The organism is Paraburkholderia sp. J7, from assembly GCF_905220155.1.
Lineage (GTDB): Bacteria > Pseudomonadota > Gammaproteobacteria > Burkholderiales > Burkholderiaceae > Paraburkholderia.
Window position 1 is genome coordinate 1 of record NZ_CAJMYZ010000019.1, and the last position, 16,242, is coordinate 16,242.

The window sequence follows — 16,242 nt, forward strand, 5'->3', positions numbered from 1 at the left end:
CTGCCAGGCGGTGAACGAAATTTGCGTGAAATTCTTTAAAATAAGCATTTCTAAATAACTCGCGATCTCCCGTCAAATACGGAACTTCGTCACCGACTCGACGAGCCACGCCGCCTGCTGCCGCAAACTCTCGGCGGCGGTGGCGCTTTCTTCCACGAGCGCGGCATTCTGCTGCGTCGTCTGGTCCATCTGGCCAACAGCCGCCACCACCTGCTCGACGCCAACGCTTTGCTCGGCGCTGGCCCGGCTGATCTCGCCCACAACGGCCGTCACGCGATGAATCGCCTCGACGATCCGGCTCATCGTTGCTCCAGCCTCGCCGGCAAGCGACGAGCCCGACTCCACGCGCGCGACGCTGTCCACGATCAGCGCCTGGATTTCCTTGGCGGCGTGGGCACTGCGCTGCGCGAGGCCGCGCACTTCGCTGGCCACGACCGCAAAGCCGCGGCCCTGCTCCCCCGCGCGCGCCGCTTCCACCGCCGCATTGATCGCGAGAATATTGGTTTGCGCGGCAATGCCTTCGATGACGCCGATAATGTCCGCGATCTTGCGCGCACTCTCGTCGATGCCTTTCATGGTCTCGACGACCTGATTCACGACCTCGCCCCCTTGCGTCGCGATCGACGAAGCGCCCGCGGCCAACTCACGCGCCTCGTGCGCGTTTTCGGCGTTCTGCCGGATGGTCGCGCTGAACTGCTCCATCGACGCAGCGGTTTCCTGCAGCGCGCTAGCCTGCAATTCCGTACGCTGGCTAAGATCGGCATTGCCCGTAGCGATCTGCGCAGAGCCGGTCGCGATCGCTTCGCTGCCGTTGCGCACCTGCTCGACGATCCCGGTGAGCGAGGTCGCCATCGTGCGCATCGCGGCCATGAGGCTATCGGTGTCGCCTGGCCGCACAGGCAGGTCGATGTCGAGCTTGCCCGTAGCCATCTCGCGTGCGGCGGCGCGCGCATCGTCGGGCTCGCCGCCAAGCTTGCGCGTGATCGTGCGCGAGAACATGACGGCGCCCGCGATGCCCGCCAGCACGGTGAGCGCCATCGCAACGGCGCTCGCCAGCATCGCGCTACGCTGCAGGCTTTTCGCTCGCGCGGCCGCGGCGGCGGTCTGCTCGACGATCCTCGCGCCGGTTTCGCGCAGCAGGATCACCGGCTCGCGATCGAGGCCATCCATTGCAAGGTCGCCGACCGCCGTGTCGTAACCGGAGGCCTTGAACCGGTTGATCGCCTTGCGGTACGCAACCCCCATTTGCGCATGTAGCGCGTTGAAGCGCTCGATCTTCGTGCGCGCCTCGCCAGGCGGCAGTTCACGCGCGAGCGCCTGGGTCGTGCCCTGGCATGTCTCTTCGAACTTCTGGAACGCTGTCCAGTACTTGTCGAACTGGCCGGGGTTCTTCCCGCGCAGCACGATGTCCTTGCCGTTCTGCACCTGGTTCTTGAACGCGACCATCGCCTCGGAGACCTGGCGCGCCTGCGCGCCGTCCACGCCGATCAGTCGCGCGTACGCATCTGCCGCGCTGTTCATTTCGGCGATACCGAACACGCCCGCCGCCGATGCGCTCAGCAGCGCGACGCCCAGCGCCAGCGGGAGTTGATGGACCAGCTTCATGAATCACCCCTTCGAATGCTGCAGAAATCGGCGCACCGGCGCAAACGCCATGCGTTTGCCGTGTACCGCGCCTCTTGAATTTATTTTTCTATTAGGAGTTCGAATAACACTAAATTCACGGACCCGCGTTTCTCCGCAAGGACGGTGCGTCGCACCGTCCCGCTACCCTTGCGTCACTTCACGAACGCAATGGCGACCGGTGTCGGCACTTCGGCCGACTTCCCGGTATCCTGAACTAGGCCCGTTGCGGTGTCGATGCCGAAAACATTGACCTTGCCGCTACGTTGATTGGCGACGAGCAGCCACTTGCCCGACGAATCGATGCCGAAGCCCCACGGCTTCTCGCCGCCCGACGATGTGCGTTGAATTTGCGTCAGTTCGCCCGACGCCTGGTCGACGCGGTACACGATCAGCGCGTTTTCCGCGCGATTCTCGACATAAACGAAACGCCCGTCGGCGCTCACGGCCACTTCGGCGCCGCTCTTCACGCCCTGGAATTCGGGGCTCGTGGTCTCCACCGTTTGCACGAGCGTCAACTGTCCCTGCGAGGCGTCCCAATGCAGCACCATGATCTGCGCGCTCAGTTCGGTCAGCAGATAAACGTACTTGCCGTTCGCGCCGAATGCCAGGTGGCGCGGACCACTGCCCGGCGGCAAGACGAACTGGTGTGCGCTCGCGCCGTCCGCAGGCGTGAGCGTGCGCGTGGCGCGGTCGAAGCCATACACGAAAACGCGATCCGCGCCGAGATCCGGCACGAGCGCGTAGTGGCCCGAGGGATCGACGACAGCGTTGTGCGCATGCGCGCTCGCCTGCCGGCGCGTCGGCCCCGAGCCCGTTTCCTTGACCGTCGAAGTGCGCGCGCCGAGACTGCCGTCGTGATTCACGGCGACGCTCGATACGGAGCCGCCGCCATAGTTGGCCGCCAGCAGCGTCATCGAGGGCAGGTCCAGCGAGAGGTTCGTGGTCCCGCTGCCGCCCGTTGCGACTTCGTTGATTCGCGCGAGCATGCCGCTCTCGCGATCGACGGCATAGGCGGTCACGCTGCCTTCGCGCGAGTTGTCGTCATCGACTGCATACAGCACCGGCAACCGGGGGTTCGTCGTGACCCACGTCGAGCGCGGGCCCGCGCCTACCGCGCCGATCATCGTGAGCTTGCCGCTCGACGTATCGAAGCGCAGCGCGCGCATCTCGCGCTCCTGCGTGCCCACGTAGACGAGTTCGGTTTGCGCACCGGCCGCCGGTGCCGTGGCGCTACCGGGCGCACTGTGAAAAGCCGTCGCAAGCGCGAGCGGAATGAACGCCGCCGTCAATCGGCGCCGCAGGGCAAAACGCTTCGGGAAGCACTGAACCATAGTCGGTGAACGGACGCAATTTGAGTGTTATTGTGCGAGCCCCCGGCACGCGGCCAGGCTGCGTGCGGCGGACTGCTGCGGCGAGCGGCGTCTCCTGGCCGCTCACGCGTTCGCGATGCCACGATGATGGCGTCAAGGGCGCCCGTGCGTAACGGGCGCCGGCAAGGCAAGCGCGCAGATCAAGCGTAACCGACGCGTGCGCGCGTGTCCCTGCACAAAAGAAGGGTTCGCCAGCACTTTTCTGATGCGCACCCTTATTGCGCCGCGCTTTGGAGCGCAATAAGGGCGGCGGCGCTCGTGGTTGCGTCCTTACTGCGTCTGGGCCCGGGCCGTGACGCGGAACTGGCTCGGCGTGTCGCCCACTTCGCGGCGGAAAAACCGCGTGAAATAGGCGGCATCGGCGAAGCCGAGCCCGAAGGCGATCTGCTCGACCGACATTTCGCCGAAGATAAGATTGCGCTTCGCCTCGGTAATGATGCGCGCACGGATCATCTTCGTGGGGCTCTGCTCCCCGGCGGAAGCGCATGCCGCGCGCAGTTGCACAAGCGACACCGCCATCATCGAGGCGTAATCCTGCAGCGCGAGGTCCTCGCGGTAGTGCTGGTCGATCAGCTTACGGAAACGGTCGACGAGCCGCACGTTGTTGCGCGTTTCGCCTTCGCTGCCGGGCTGATCCAGCCGCGCCTCGCGCACGAGCATGAGCAGCAGCGTCGTGAGCAAGGCTTCCGTGCCGATCACATGGCCGACTGCGCTCGATTCCGACTCCTGCTTGAGGCTTTGCACCATGCTGTAGAACTGCTCGCCGCCGTCGGCCATCTCGCCGAGCGGGATCATGCGCGGCGACGTCCACAGTTGAATGAAGTCCTGCAGTTTCCCGTTCACCTGCGCCAGATACGCCACTTCGATCGTCACCACCCAGCGGTCCACGTCGATCTCGTAGTCGAGACCGTGCACGCACTCGGTCGGCAACAGCAACGCGCACGGGGCTTCGAACGGGACAGCGCTGCCTTCCAGATTCATCACGCCGCGGCCGCTGCGCACGAAGATGACCTGGCCATAGGCGGGGTGCGCGTGAGGCTCGGTGCGCCAGCGGCCCCGGTCGGTCACGTGCCCGACGTGCACGAACCAGTTTTGTCTCTCGGGGCGTTCAACGTACAAGCGGACTTTGGGTACGGTAGTGCGCTTCGTTCTGGCTTTGCCGTCGCGGTGGCGTTGGTCGGTTGCCATGGCGGTGTGTGTCATAAAGTCTCCTTGGCGGCCCGGTCGTTGCGGTCGCCATTGAAATTCAGAGTTCGCGCCCTGGTTTTCCAGCACGAGTGTCCGCCTGAATTTCATTTTTTTCTGGACGAAGGTACGGCGTCTTCATCCGGTGCACGGAACGCACAATATATCGCAAGCCAGGGTGCCCGGACAAAAGCACAACGATGATACGCGAACGCAGAGGCGCGTTCAGCGCGGTCGACAAAACGGAGGGGACGCTCGATCGTTGTCGAGACAACAAGACACGCTACAGGTGTCTTGCGCAAAGGCGGGGATTTTTTCATACCTTCGGGCAAACCGCGACCTGCGGCTTACCCGAATCCGGGCGCGCGCGGGCTCGTACCCGCGCCGCCGTCATTAGAACGTATGGACGAGGCCGAGCACCACGCCGCGCGTGTCGGCGCCCGGCGCGCCCGCGATGCCGCCATACGCGGTCCCATTTAGCGTGAACTGGGCCTTGTTGCGGTTCTGGATGAAGCCGGCAGACGCATACAGCGTGGTCGCCTTCGAGAAGTAATACTCGTAATTCAGGCCGATTTGCTGGGCGTTGTTGCCGTTTCCGGTGCGGTCGTGCGCATAGCCGTAAAGCAGCGCGACCTGGTTGGCCGGATCGATGCGGTACGACGTGGAGGCTTCGTAGACGTCGCGCTTGACGCTGTTGTCGGTCTGCCGCTCCGTGTGATACGCGAGATAGAAGCGGGCCGCGCCGACACCGAGCGACGTGCCGGCGTTGAACACCTTCAGTGTCGACGTACCGGCCGCATTCGCAGCCTGCTCATAGCCGGCCGCGGCGCGGAATGTTCCGTTCGTATAGCGCACCGCCGCGTTATAGAACTGGAGTCCGTTGCTCGGTTTGGTCGTCGAGTCGCGCATCGCAACCATGAACTGAGCCGTCAGCCCATAAACCGTTGGAGTGAAATACGAAATTGCATTGTTGACCCGAACGGTGAGGCTGTTGAAGTTGTTCATCGGCGAAGCGATGCTCATGACCGCGAGCGGATCGAGTTCGGGGTTCATGAAAATATACTGTGGCGTATTTTGCAGGCCAAAGCGCGTTTCACCGAATGCCCCGGAAAAACCCACCCAGGCCTGGCGATTGAATGCTTCGGCCGCATTCGATGCGGCACCTGTCACGCCGTTGAAACCCTGTTCGAGCTGGAAGTTGACGTGAATGCCGCCGCCAATGTCCTCGCTGCCTTTCAAGCCGTAACGGCTCGCAAAGAGGCCGCCCGAAACCGCGCGCACCACCGAGCCCGAGCCCGCGTTCTGATATTCGATTCCATTGTCGATGACGCCATACAGCGTGACGGACGACTGCGCATGCGCCACGTTGATACAACACGCAGCGGCCACACCCGACAAGGAAATCACTGACCTTTTCATTCTGTCTCCATGATGAAATCTTATTGGTTTAACTCCCGTCTTTAATTGCACGGGTTAGCGAATCCGCAGGTTTCCAGTTGCGGCACAACTTTCAGATCGATCGTTCGTATACCTTATTGATTGGAACAACCAAAGGCACCAAACAAACGAATTCGCGAGACGCGCTCGCGCCGTCACCCTCGCTGGACGGGGCGTTCCATGCGAGAGGCGTCGAAATCAGTCGGGAATAAAGCTTGATAGCGCCGCGGGAGATCGGCGCGCAGCGATGCGAAGGAGGCGACGTGTCCGCGCAACTGCGCGGCGCCAAAGAAGAAATCAACAGCCAGAGGGTTCATTCCGGTCAACGCTGTCTCCTTGTCTGACCTCGCCTCTCGATAACCAGGGAAAAACACCTGGCCCTCGAGGCGCGGTCTGTCTTATGGGTCAAGCGTAGGGGACGATGGCGCGCGCGTCCCTACACAAAACGCAGGTTCGCTTGCATTTTTTCAAGGGCATACCGGCTTCGCGCACGGCTGCGCCGACAAAAACTTTCGCGATGTCAGCAAAAAGTGCCAGCGAATCTCATTTTTGTGTAAAGGCAAGCGCCAGCGCGCCACTTATATTCCTCACCACCGTAACAGCGTTTTCCTGCGCCGGATGGTTCAACCATACAGCCAGGGCGGGCGGTGCGACCGAATCGGCAGTCGCAATGCGGCTACGCGCCCCGGTCGAAGACATCAACATAAATAGAGTCTGGATGGAGACATGAAAAGCCTAACGCTAGCCTTGCGTGCGCCTGCCCTTGGCGCTGCCCTGTTTTGCTGCCTGGCGCAGTTCGCTCACGCCGAGGTCTTTACCGCACCGAACTCTTCCGCGCCGCCAGAGCGCCAGGAAGTCCCGAACGGCGCCGCACCGCCCCAGACCGTCGGCCAGGCCGACGAACCGCCCGCCATCTGGAACGACACGTTCATCGGCTATCGCTGGGGCACGGATTTTCACTATCCCGGCATCGATTCGACGGTGATGCAAAACATCGGCTACCTCACGACGATCGGCGGATTCCGGTTCGGCAGCTACGCGTTCAACGTCGACTACCTCGTTTCCAACGCGGCCAACCCGGAATCGGGCGGTCCGCGAAGCGGCGGCGCACAGGAGGTGTATAGCGTCGGGCGCGTGCAGTTCAGCGCCGGCAAGATCTTCGGCCGCTACCTCGGCATTGGCCCGATTCGCGACTATGGTTTGACGATCGGCTACGAGTTCGGCGTGAAGAACGATTCGTACTCCGAGCGCGCGCGCATGCTCGTGGTCGGGCCAACGGTCGAGTTTGCGATCCCGCATGGCTACTGGAACCTCACGGCCGGGCTGCGCACGGAAAGCAATCACAACGGCATTGCCGGCGTCGATGTGCGTTTCAACACCGCATGGCACCTCGAAAGTTCGTGGCTCTATCCGTTCCGTGTCGGCCCGGTGCCGCTCATGTTCCGCGGCTTCGCAAGCGTGACCGGCCCCAAGGGACGTGACGGCTTCGGCGTGGAAACCACGACTGAGTTCCTCACGCGCATGGCGTTGCTCGCCGACCTCGGCTCGTTCGCGGGGCACCCGCGTGTGCTCTACGCCGGTCTCGGCTACGAGTACTGGTATCACATGTACGGCACGCCGACGCACGCGGCGCCGGGAACCATCACTTCGGTGCCGATGCTCCAGGCTGAAATTCACTTCTGATCCGTTTGCCTAGGGAAAGCGGCCATGGGCGACCCGTCTTGCGGGTTGCGCATGGCCGCTTGATGCATTTCAGCGCGGCGCATTGTCACCACCTGCACGGACCTCGGACGTGCCGTATGCATTCACATGAAACATCGAGCTGTCCCCTTCCTTTGGAGTACTGATGCAGATTCAAGACCATAGCGCCGCGCACATTCACACAACCGTCACGGCGGCAGCCAATATCGCCGACGACTGGGCTCAGTCATCCGCTCAAACGCGCGCGACGCTGTTGCGCGCCCTGGCCAGCGCGCTCGACGCCGAACGCGAGACGCTCGTGCGCATCGCCGCTGAGGAAACCTCGCTCGGTAGCGCCCGGCTTCATGGCGAAATCGACCGTACGCGCTTTCAGCTAGGCGGCTTCGCCGATTACGTCGAGGCGGGTCACGCGTTCGCCCTGACCGACGACCCGGCTATTGCCGAGGCTCCTCCCGCCGGGCGCCCCCACCTGAGCCGCGTGCGTATTCCGCTCGGCCCGGTTGCGATGTTCTCCGCCAGCAATTTTCCGTTCGCGTTCTCGGTGCTCGGTGGCGACACCGCCTCCGCGCTGGCGGCGGGCTGCCCTGTCGTGGTCAAGGCCCATCCGGGGCACCCGAAGCTCTCGCGCAAGGTGTTCGAACTCGCACGCGCGGTCATCGTCGGGCAAGGACTTCCCACCGCGCTGCTGGGCTTGGTGGAGGGCGCGGGCGTCGAGGTCGGCACTGAACTGGTCAATCACCCCGACATCGCGGCTGTGGCGTTCACCGGCTCGTTCAAGGGCGGCGCGGCGCTGTGGCGCCTCGCGAATGCGCGGCCGCGCCCCATTCCGTTCTATGGCGAGCTGGGATCGATCAACCCTGTGGTCGCACTGCCGGCCGCGCTCGCCACCCAGGCGCAGGCGCTCGCGCAAACGCTCGCATCGTCGATCGAATTCGGCTGCGGCCAGGTGTGCACGAGCCCGGGCCTCGTGGTGCTGTTCGAAGGCGCAGATGCGCAACGCTTCGAAGATACGCTGTGCGACGAACTGCGCGAAAAGCAGACGCATCGCATGCTCACCCCCGCCATGAAGCGCACCTTCGACGCGGGCGTGGCGCGCCTGCTCGGCACGCCCGGCGTGCAGACCCTCCTTGCCGGCAGCGCCGATCGCGATGAAACTGCGCCGCCACGCCCCGTGCTCGCGCGCACGAGCGCGAAGCACTTTATCGCCACGCCGGCGCTACACGAAGAGGTTTTCGGCCCTGCTTGCCTGATCGTGCGCGCGAGTTCGATCGACGAAATCGTCGATGTGCTGGGCGCGGTTGGCGGCAGCCTGACGGTGACGCTGTGGGGCGCGGACGAGGAGACGCCCGACGTGCGCCGCGTCGCGCGACGCGCCACGCAGATCGCCGGGCGCGTGCTCTTTAGCGGTGTGCCGACCGGTGTGGCGGTGACGCGCAGTCAACAGCATGGCGGTCCGTGGCCCGCGTCCACGCAACCGTTCACGACCTCGGTCGGCTATGAGGCGCTAGCGCGCTTCCTGCGGCCGGTCGCGCTGCAGAGCGCCCCCGCGTGGCTCAGCGCGCGCGCCGGGCAGCCCTGTTGAGAACGCCCGGCATGGCATTCGACACCTGACTAACTGGACGAGCACGGTCGCCGCCAAATGTCCCCGCGCTGCAGTGCGGCGACCACACCCCGTTCCCGAGATATCGCAAAGGAGACGCAACGCCAATGGACACCTGCCAGGTCAAGCAGCCAGCAGCCGAGAACCCGTGGAGCATTCTGGTCCTGCTCTCACTCGGCCTGCTGATTTCGTTTGTCGATCGAACTAGCTTGTCTGCCGCACTCGCGGACAAAGCCTTCGTGCATGAGTTTTCACTGTCGAGCGTGCAGCGCGGCTGGCTCAATTCGGCCGTATTCTGGTCCTATGGTCTCGCACAGATGCCCATGGGCTGGATCGTGGACCGCTACGGCGTGAAGCGGCCCTACTCTTTCTGCTTCGTGATCTGGTGCCTCGCGGCGGCCGCCACCGGGCTCGTCACGACGCTTTCGGCGCTGATCGTCATGCGTCTGCTGATCGGGCTCGCCGAAGCGATAGTTGTGCCAGCAACTTATCGCTATCTCGCGAACAACTTCGAGGAAACCCAGAAAGGCACCGCGCTAGGCATCTTTTCGATTGGCGGCAAGATGGGCCCCGCGCTCGGCGCACCCATTGCGGCGTGGATGATCGTCGCGTATTCGTGGAAGGCGATGTTCATCGTGACGGGGCTCATCGGCCTTGTGTGGATGGTGCCCTGGCTCCTCATGGTCAGGAACGACTACCCTACGCGCGAGGAATTGACGGCGGCCGTGAGGCGCGCTTCGTCCGTGCCGCTCCGGAATCTGCTCGCGAGCCCAGTGGTTTGGGGCGGTCTCATCAACAACTTCTGCTACAGCTATTTCGCCTTCTATTGCATGACCTGGATGCCGGCCTATCTGGTCGAACAGCGCGGTCTCTCTCTGGAGACGTCCGGCATCTATACGTTTTTTAGTTTCGCCGGTATCGCAATCGTCGCCGCTCTTGCGGGTTGGTTGGCAGACCGTATGATCGCGCGCGGCAAGGACGCCGTAGTCGTGCGCAAAGCGTTTATCGTCGCTGGATTTATTGGCGGCACGACGGTGTTGCTCGGCGCATATACACGGTCGCCTGGCATGGCGCTGTTCTGGAATGTGCTCTCGCTTTCGTTGCTGGGCCTCGCGACCGCCAATAATCTGGCGCTGTGCAAGCTCACGCTGATTCCCAAGCCTGCGGTCGGGTTGAACACGGGTCTGCAGCAGGTCGCCACGAGTCTCGCGGGCGGTGTTTCCGCCAGTTTGTCTGGCTGGTTGCTTTATCTTGGCAATGGTAATTACACGTTTGCCATGATGGCAGTTTTCGTGTTCCTGCTGCTGGGGGCAACGAGCACGTTGGTCTTGATGCAGCGGAAGTGGGCGCCGAGAGTCAATCAGCTCGGTGCCGGTCAATAAAGAAGGCTGCTCAACACCGTTTCACCGGCGAGGGATGGCTTCACGACCTGGTTGCATGAAACGGAGGCGTCGACGAGAGGGCGACGCTAGTTTGCCACTGCCCACATCCAGGGGTCGACTGGCGGCTTGCTATCGCCCCAATCCGTTCGGGTGGGCGTGGCGCCCAGGGACACGTCACTTATTTGGATTCTCGCCAATGCCCCGGCCACCGTGACCCGAAACGTTACGCTGACTCGCGATGCTTGTTTGCCCTGGCAGCGAATGAACGGAAGACGGTTGCCGCGCACCAGGGCGACCTATGCTCAAGACTAAAGATAGCGTTGCGCTAATGCAGCGATATCCGCAGCGTGGTCCGTACCATTGATACAGCGCCGTGCACTGACAAAATCGTTTTGCGTCGCATTCAGGTAGTCGGAAATTTTGCGCCCAGTGAAGGTTCCAGTTTTGAAACCGTGGCACAGAACGAAGAGCGCGGACTGAGGAACGAGGGCATCGTCGGGCGTGTTTACGAGATCGACATTCAGCAGTTTGGCGTAGGTCTCGTAATTGTTCCGCCACGTAAGCTGAACGTAACCGCGCCCGTAGTACGGGTAGTATTTCAGGTTGAGTTTCCGCCAATTCTCGTCGTGCCAATAAGCCTCCTTGACGGGCTTGAATGTCTTCGCCGTTTCCCATTCCACCGTAGCAAGGACATAGGCAATCTGCCCGGGCAAGCCAATGCCTTGCTGTGCACACCCGGCTCGAATCGCATCGATAGTCCCCTGCTGCGTCGAAAAATTGTACGTCGAGGTGTCGAACGCTGAGAGTTTCGCCTGCAACGCAGCGATCGACTGTGGGCCGACCATGTCTGGGTTGCCTTGAAAAACATCCGTTTTAAATTCGGCCCAGGCCGTACGCGTTCTCGGGCCAACCAGACCATCGATGTCGCCCACCGGATATCCGAGCATGCTCAATGCCGTTTGCAGTTCGCTAACCTCTGCTGGCGACAGCGTCTCGAGAGAGGTTGCGCCGCTCAAATTCGAAAGGAATGTCAAAGCCACGGGAGCCTCCGACAAATAAGTAGATCGAAATGCTAGCTATCCAATCGCACGTAGATTGCCGCGTGATCGCTTCTTCCTTCACCATCTTGCAGGGGTTATAGCAGACTGCCGAACGACGACAACCTGCTGTGATTCAAAGTGTGCGGAATCACACAGTGGTGCCTGCGAGAAACGTCGTGTCGGCGCGGCTTATCCTATAGTCCCAGTGATGCGTATCGGCGCGATCGACATCGTGCGCAATCAATGCGAATTTCCTAACCCGATTGAGCATAAGTACGATTGCTCATCGTATGTGACGTCGACTTTCCGTTTCGGCTCCGACGATGCTTATTCGGTCAAAGTACCGATGCTGCGTGAGTCGCCGGCGCTCCAGGTGCGGACGGACGTACGCAAATTCATGATTTCGAGCGGAATCCATCCACGCTCTTCATTACATCTGTCACGTTCGGGAACACACTGCCAGGGGGCTTCGAATGCTAGGCTCAACGTCACTTGAGATCGCGATCGGTATCGCCTTCGTGTATTTGAGTATCAGTCTTGTCTGCACGTCAGTCATGGAGGGCATTGCCTCGGTCCTGAACAAACGCGGGAAGACTCTGTTTGAGGGTTTGAAGAATCTGCTTAACGACCCCCAGTTCACCGGGCTGGCGCAGCAACTTTATTCGCATGGGCTGGTGAGCGGCATTTCCGAGTTCGCTTCGGATCCGAATCAACCTAACCGATTGCCGTCGTACATGCCGTCGAAGATAGTTTCATCGGCGCTCGTCGATATCCTTTCATCAACCGGTGCAGCGTTCCACCCCTGCTGGAACCGCGCTCTGAGCGATTGCCAGCAAACGCTCAAAGAAGCCTCTGCCGCTGCTGCTGCTAATCCCGGCAATGCCTCACTTGCTGCTGCCGCAGTCACAGCGAACAGCTCTCTCAACAACGCCCAGGCGATGCTCAACGAGGCCACCGGCATCATCCAGCAGATCCAACTGGCTGCGAAAACGGCCGAACAAGCTGATATGGGGAAGAACTTCAAGGACATCCAGACGGCGGCACAGCAGTTCGCAGTCGCACTGAATGATGGCCGTGCGCTGGCCGCCCAGATTCCCGATCCGCTGGAGAGCATCGAGAACGGCGTCCGAAATCACGTTCCCGCGGGACACACGAGAGATTCGTTGTTATTGCTCGTCGAAAAAGCACGCAGGCAGACTGCCGCTTTCGCAGACAAGGCCGACTTCGCTGAGCGACGTATCGAGGCGTTTCAAACGAATATCGATATGTGGTACAGCCATGCCATGGACCGCGTGACAGGCTGGTACAAGCGGTGGACTCAGGTGATCCTCATTGTCATATCCGCCTTTGCGGTTATTGCAGCAAATGCCGATACGATCATGCTTGTTCAAACCCTGGCTGCCAACGATACGCTGCGAACGGCATTGACAGGGGTGGCAGCGCAGGTCGTGCGCGCTGCGCCTCCCGCAGCGACGCCGGCGAGCGACGCTTCAGCAGCGACTCCAGCGAGCGGCGCTACAGCAGCGACGCCGGCAAACGGCGCATCCGGCGTGGAAATGACTGCCTTACGAACCATCGTTGTGAACCGTTCAGAATTGCTCGGTCTGCCAGTGGGCTGGACCCTGAGTAAAGGAGCTACAACTGACTTCCCGACGCGGCCCCTTGATTGGTGCCTGAAAATAGTCGGGCTCATTCTCTCGATTGCCGCAGTGTCACTCGGTGCGCCTTTCTGGTTCGACACGCTGAGCAAGTTCGTGAACATTCGCGGGGCGGGGACGCCTCCCGGCCAGCAGAACAAGAGTGGACCAAGGCAGAAGCCGGCAAAATAAGTTTGCCGGGGCCTTTCCTGGTCGTCTTCACGCAACCGGACACAGCCCTCCTCCAAAATATTGCGAAGAACCACAAAAAAAAGCACCGCGCCCAAGCGCGGTGCCTTTGCCCTGGCTGCCTGAAAAACAGCCTTACTGTTTGGGAATATAAAGCGGCATCGAATCTTCCCAGACCGTGTCAGTAATCGCATGCCGATCGCTGCCGTCCGAATTCATCACCCAGTTCTGGCCATCGGGCTGGAACGTATCGTCATAGAGCGAAAGCTCGTCGCGGAAGCCATATTCACCGGAGCTGTACGCAATACGACCGTCCCACGTCCAGGTCGCGTGAGCCTGATTCGAACCCTGCGGCGTCAAACGCTTCGCATCCGTGCCATCCGGATTGATCGTATACACGTCGTAGTGGAACTTGTTGGGGTCGTCCGGATTGATCTCCTTGCGCGTGAACACAATCTTCTTGCCGTCCGGCGACCAGCCCGGCAGGTTATCCAGCCCGGTGGTCAAGACCGTGGTCTTGTGCGACTCCAGGTCGAGCACGCGCAGGCCGTTGTCCGTGTCGCTCCACACGCGGTAGACGATCCTCGTGCCGTCCGGCGAATAGCTCGGGAAGCCCGCATTCTCCTTGCCGTCAGTCAGCACTTCTGGCTTGCCGTCCATGCTGCCGTCGGCCTTGATCCGCATGATCTGGCCTGGCATATGATTGCGCGTGAAGAACCAGCCGCCCACGCCGAAGGCCACCCACTGCTTGTCCGGCGACCAGGTCGGCTGGAATGCGCCCGCGAGCCCCATCTTGATCAGCTTCGGATCGAGGCCGCTGGTGAGCGGGTCGTAGATATGGCGGGCATCGCTGAAGTCGGTATTCGCCACCACGATCGACGAGCCGACCGCTTTTTCCGTGTACACGAGCGACTTGCCGTCGCGCGAGAGTTGCGGGAACACGTCGACGAAACGATAGTTCCATTGCGGATCGAAACTGTAGAGCGGCGTGCCGTTCGGGTGGAACGGCTTGCCGTACACCACCTTCTCGTAGACCACCTTCTTGCCGTCCGCGGAGTAATGCGGCGAGCGGATACCGCTGCCCGCCGTGGCATGCGACGCACCGTCCGTCGTATAGAAGCCTTCCTGCTCGCCGTTCTTGATGTGATACGCGACGTCGCTCGCGCCCACATATTGCGGGAACACCTTGAATCCCGGCGTGTTCGTCAGGTCCTTGCGCTCGCCGGTGGCCACATCGACCTGCACGATCTGCGAACTAACTTTGCCGATTGCCTCGGGACGGTGCGCGCCCCACGTCGATTCGACCGGCGTTTCGTAGAACACCACGTGCTTGCCGTCCGCGGACCACGACGGCGAACCTTCGGCGAAGCCTGCACGCGCGGTAATCTGCTTGAAGCCCGTGCCGTCCGGATGGATCTCATAGATGCCGCTTTCCTGGGTGCGCTCCCAGCCGACCGGCAAGTTGTGGCCGCGCCAGTCGGTACCGATATCGGAAGAGAGCGCAATCCACTTGCCATCCGGCGACCACGAAGGCCGGAAGAAACTGTGCGGCTTGTTCGGGTCGAACTTGATGTTGCCGGTCACGTTGTGCAGCGCGCCGGTCTTGATGTTGAGCGTCCAGATGTTGGTCGTGCCGTAAGTGGACTTGCCGCGACGCGACGACACGAACGCGATCACATTCGGATTGACCGGGTTGTAGACCGCGCCGTCGCTAATGCCGACCCAGTCCGTCAATCGTTGCAGCCCCGTGCCGTCCACACGCACGCGGTAGAGGCTCGCGTGACCGAGACCGTCGCGCTCCGAGGTGAAGACGATCCATTTGCCGTCCGGCGAGAAAGAACCGTGATAGTCGAAACCATCGGACGGGATCAGCCGGTGCTCGTCGCTTCCGTCGGCGTTGGCGACATAGAGTTCCGAGGTCGTCGGGCCAATGCGATAAATCAGCAAGTCGCCCTTGGTCGCCGTCGCGGCGCCCGCTCCCGGCACGAACGCGGCGGCAGCGGCAAGGGTGAGGCAGGACAGGATTCCCTGTTTCATCTGAAGCGAAGGACGCACAATACTAGTCTCCATTTTTTATTCGCATCACAGCAATCTGCAAATCGTCGGACCGGCATGCCGGCCGACGCACACACTCATTAACCGAGACTACCGGTCACATCGTCGAACAGCTCATCCACCGAAAGCCGGTGCGGAATGATCTTCTGGTCGAGCGCCCAGTCGATGGCAAGCTGAATGCCCTTGCGGTTCGCTTCGAGCCCGATCGGCGGGAATACGGCCGGCACGCCGCCTTCGGTCTGCGCGCGGCTTTCCACGATCATGCGGTAAATTTCGCGCACAACGTCCGGTCGTTCCTTCGACACCCGCTCGTGCACGACGAACATATGGTTGATCGGCACGATGCCTTCGCGCGCGAACCAGCTCTTCGCTGCCGCCTGCGCGTCGGGCACGAGCGTGCGCACGCGCGGGTCCTTCGGCATGTCCTCGCCAAGAAGCGCGGCGGCCAGCTCGCCATCGAGCATCATCTGCGGAATCGACGAACCTGCGGGCAAACGCTGGCAGTTGCCTGGATCGCTGTATTCGGCGAGATGGCCGTCGCCGAGCGTCATCCACGTGACCTTGTCCAGATCGACGCCGTATTCGTGGCGCAAGATGCCGCGAATCCAGAGCGCCGTTGTCTGGCTATAGGTCCGCACGCCGACCTTCTTGCCCTCGATGTCCTTGGGGTCGAGATGCCCGAAGTCGATGTTGAAGCCCGCGCAATGATGCTGGAAACGGCCCGAGATCGGCGCGGGCAGCAGCACATAGGGCTTGCCATAAGCCTTGGCCTGCAGGAACGTGACGATCGCCAGCTCGCCGGCGTCGAAGGCATTTTCGCGCACCATCGCCTTGAAGCCGTTGTGGGCGGGCGTGGGGCCGCAAAAGTCGAGCGTGACGAGGTCGGATTTTACCCGGCCGTCCCGCAAGGCCTTGGTTACCGCATATTCGGCCAGGTTGGTGCGCAGCGTCGGCACCCCGGTCAGCGTAGTCATTGATGCCACTCCTTATGCATGATTGGCGGGTATTGCTTGTTCAGCT

The 16,242-nt window shown here is 61.9% G+C and carries 12 protein-coding genes; 4 read left to right on the top strand and 8 right to left on the bottom strand.

Annotation, left to right across the window (positions count from 1 at the left end; genetic code table 11):
* Positions 1-72 precede the first annotated feature (72 nt).
* The 5 genes from U5A58_RS27495 to U5A58_RS27515 all read right to left on the bottom strand — a co-directional run bounded on the left by U5A58_RS27495 (position 73) and on the right by U5A58_RS27515 (position 5,944).
* The gene (locus U5A58_RS27495) at positions 73-1,605 is read right to left on the bottom strand and encodes a methyl-accepting chemotaxis protein (protein WP_321963756.1); all 1,533 of its coding nucleotides are present in this window, start codon (positions 1,603-1,605) and stop codon (positions 73-75) included.
* A gap of 173 nt (positions 1,606-1,778) precedes the next feature.
* Complete coding sequence (locus tag U5A58_RS27500; protein WP_321963757.1) at positions 1,779-2,915, bottom strand: lactonase family protein; 1,137 nt, start codon at positions 2,913-2,915, stop codon at positions 1,779-1,781.
* Between the two features lie 351 nt (positions 2,916-3,266).
* Positions 3,267-4,199, bottom strand: coding sequence for a helix-turn-helix domain-containing protein (locus tag U5A58_RS27505; protein ID WP_321963758.1), 933 nt, complete (start codon positions 4,197-4,199; stop codon positions 3,267-3,269).
* A gap of 375 nt (positions 4,200-4,574) precedes the next feature.
* The gene (locus U5A58_RS27510; protein ID WP_321963759.1) at positions 4,575-5,600 is read right to left on the bottom strand and encodes a porin; all 1,026 of its coding nucleotides are present in this window, start codon (positions 5,598-5,600) and stop codon (positions 4,575-4,577) included.
* Positions 5,601-5,773: 173 nt separating this feature from the next.
* The gene (locus U5A58_RS27515) at positions 5,774-5,944 is read right to left on the bottom strand and encodes a hypothetical protein (protein WP_321963760.1); all 171 of its coding nucleotides are present in this window, start codon (positions 5,942-5,944) and stop codon (positions 5,774-5,776) included.
* Between the two features lie 400 nt (positions 5,945-6,344).
* Here U5A58_RS27515 and U5A58_RS27520 point away from each other — a divergent pair, with 400 nt between their 5' ends.
* From U5A58_RS27520 to U5A58_RS27530, 3 genes are all read left to right on the top strand, one after another.
* The gene (locus U5A58_RS27520; RefSeq protein ID WP_321913999.1) at positions 6,345-7,301 is read left to right on the top strand and encodes a hypothetical protein; all 957 of its coding nucleotides are present in this window, start codon (positions 6,345-6,347) and stop codon (positions 7,299-7,301) included.
* Positions 7,302-7,464: 163 nt separating this feature from the next.
* Complete coding sequence (locus U5A58_RS27525; RefSeq protein WP_321963761.1) at positions 7,465-8,901, top strand: aldehyde dehydrogenase (NADP(+)); 1,437 nt, start codon at positions 7,465-7,467, stop codon at positions 8,899-8,901.
* A gap of 125 nt (positions 8,902-9,026) precedes the next feature.
* Complete coding sequence (locus U5A58_RS27530) at positions 9,027-10,301, top strand: MFS transporter (protein WP_321963762.1); 1,275 nt, start codon at positions 9,027-9,029, stop codon at positions 10,299-10,301.
* A gap of 308 nt (positions 10,302-10,609) precedes the next feature.
* On the opposite strand, the gene U5A58_RS27535 is transcribed toward U5A58_RS27530, so the two are convergent.
* Complete coding sequence (locus tag U5A58_RS27535) at positions 10,610-11,341, bottom strand: hypothetical protein (RefSeq protein WP_321963763.1); 732 nt, start codon at positions 11,339-11,341, stop codon at positions 10,610-10,612.
* 473 nt (positions 11,342-11,814) lie between these two features.
* On the opposite strand from U5A58_RS27535, the gene U5A58_RS27540 reads away from it, so the two are divergent.
* Positions 11,815-13,170 (top strand): hypothetical protein, encoded by a 1,356-nt coding sequence (locus tag U5A58_RS27540; RefSeq protein ID WP_321963764.1) that lies wholly within the window; start codon positions 11,815-11,817, stop codon positions 13,168-13,170.
* Positions 13,171-13,302: 132 nt separating this feature from the next.
* Here the strand turns inward: U5A58_RS27540 and U5A58_RS27545 are convergent, their stop codons facing one another.
* Positions 13,303-15,237, bottom strand: a complete 1,935-nt coding sequence (locus tag U5A58_RS27545; RefSeq protein WP_321963765.1) for a hypothetical protein — start codon at positions 15,235-15,237, stop codon at positions 13,303-13,305.
* A gap of 65 nt (positions 15,238-15,302) precedes the next feature.
* A complete protein-coding gene (locus U5A58_RS27550) occupies positions 15,303-16,196 on the bottom strand; it encodes a phosphate ABC transporter substrate-binding protein (RefSeq protein ID WP_321963766.1) in 894 nt (297 codons plus the stop codon).
* Between the last annotated feature and the right edge of the window lie 46 nt (positions 16,197-16,242).

What these genes read in the sequence shown, in the direction of transcription:
- U5A58_RS27495 (WP_321963756.1), bottom strand. Translation starts at nt 1,605, where the DNA reads ATGAAGCTGGTCCATCAACTCCCGCTGGCGCTGGGCGTCGCGCTGCTG.
- U5A58_RS27505 (WP_321963758.1), bottom strand. Translation starts at nt 4,199, where the DNA reads ATGACACACACCGCCATGGCAACCGACCAACGCCACCGCGACGGCAAA.
- U5A58_RS27510 (WP_321963759.1), bottom strand. Translation starts at nt 5,600, where the DNA reads ATGAAAAGGTCAGTGATTTCCTTGTCGGGTGTGGCCGCTGCGTGTTGT.
- U5A58_RS27520 (WP_321913999.1), top strand. Translation starts at nt 6,345, where the DNA reads ATGAAAAGCCTAACGCTAGCCTTGCGTGCGCCTGCCCTTGGCGCTGCC.
- U5A58_RS27525 (WP_321963761.1), top strand. Translation starts at nt 7,465, where the DNA reads ATGCAGATTCAAGACCATAGCGCCGCGCACATTCACACAACCGTCACG.
- U5A58_RS27530 (WP_321963762.1), top strand. Translation starts at nt 9,027, where the DNA reads ATGGACACCTGCCAGGTCAAGCAGCCAGCAGCCGAGAACCCGTGGAGC.
- U5A58_RS27540 (WP_321963764.1), top strand. Translation starts at nt 11,815, where the DNA reads ATGCTAGGCTCAACGTCACTTGAGATCGCGATCGGTATCGCCTTCGTG.
- U5A58_RS27545 (WP_321963765.1), bottom strand. Translation starts at nt 15,237, where the DNA reads ATGGAGACTAGTATTGTGCGTCCTTCGCTTCAGATGAAACAGGGAATC.
- U5A58_RS27550 (WP_321963766.1), bottom strand. Translation starts at nt 16,196, where the DNA reads ATGACTACGCTGACCGGGGTGCCGACGCTGCGCACCAACCTGGCCGAA.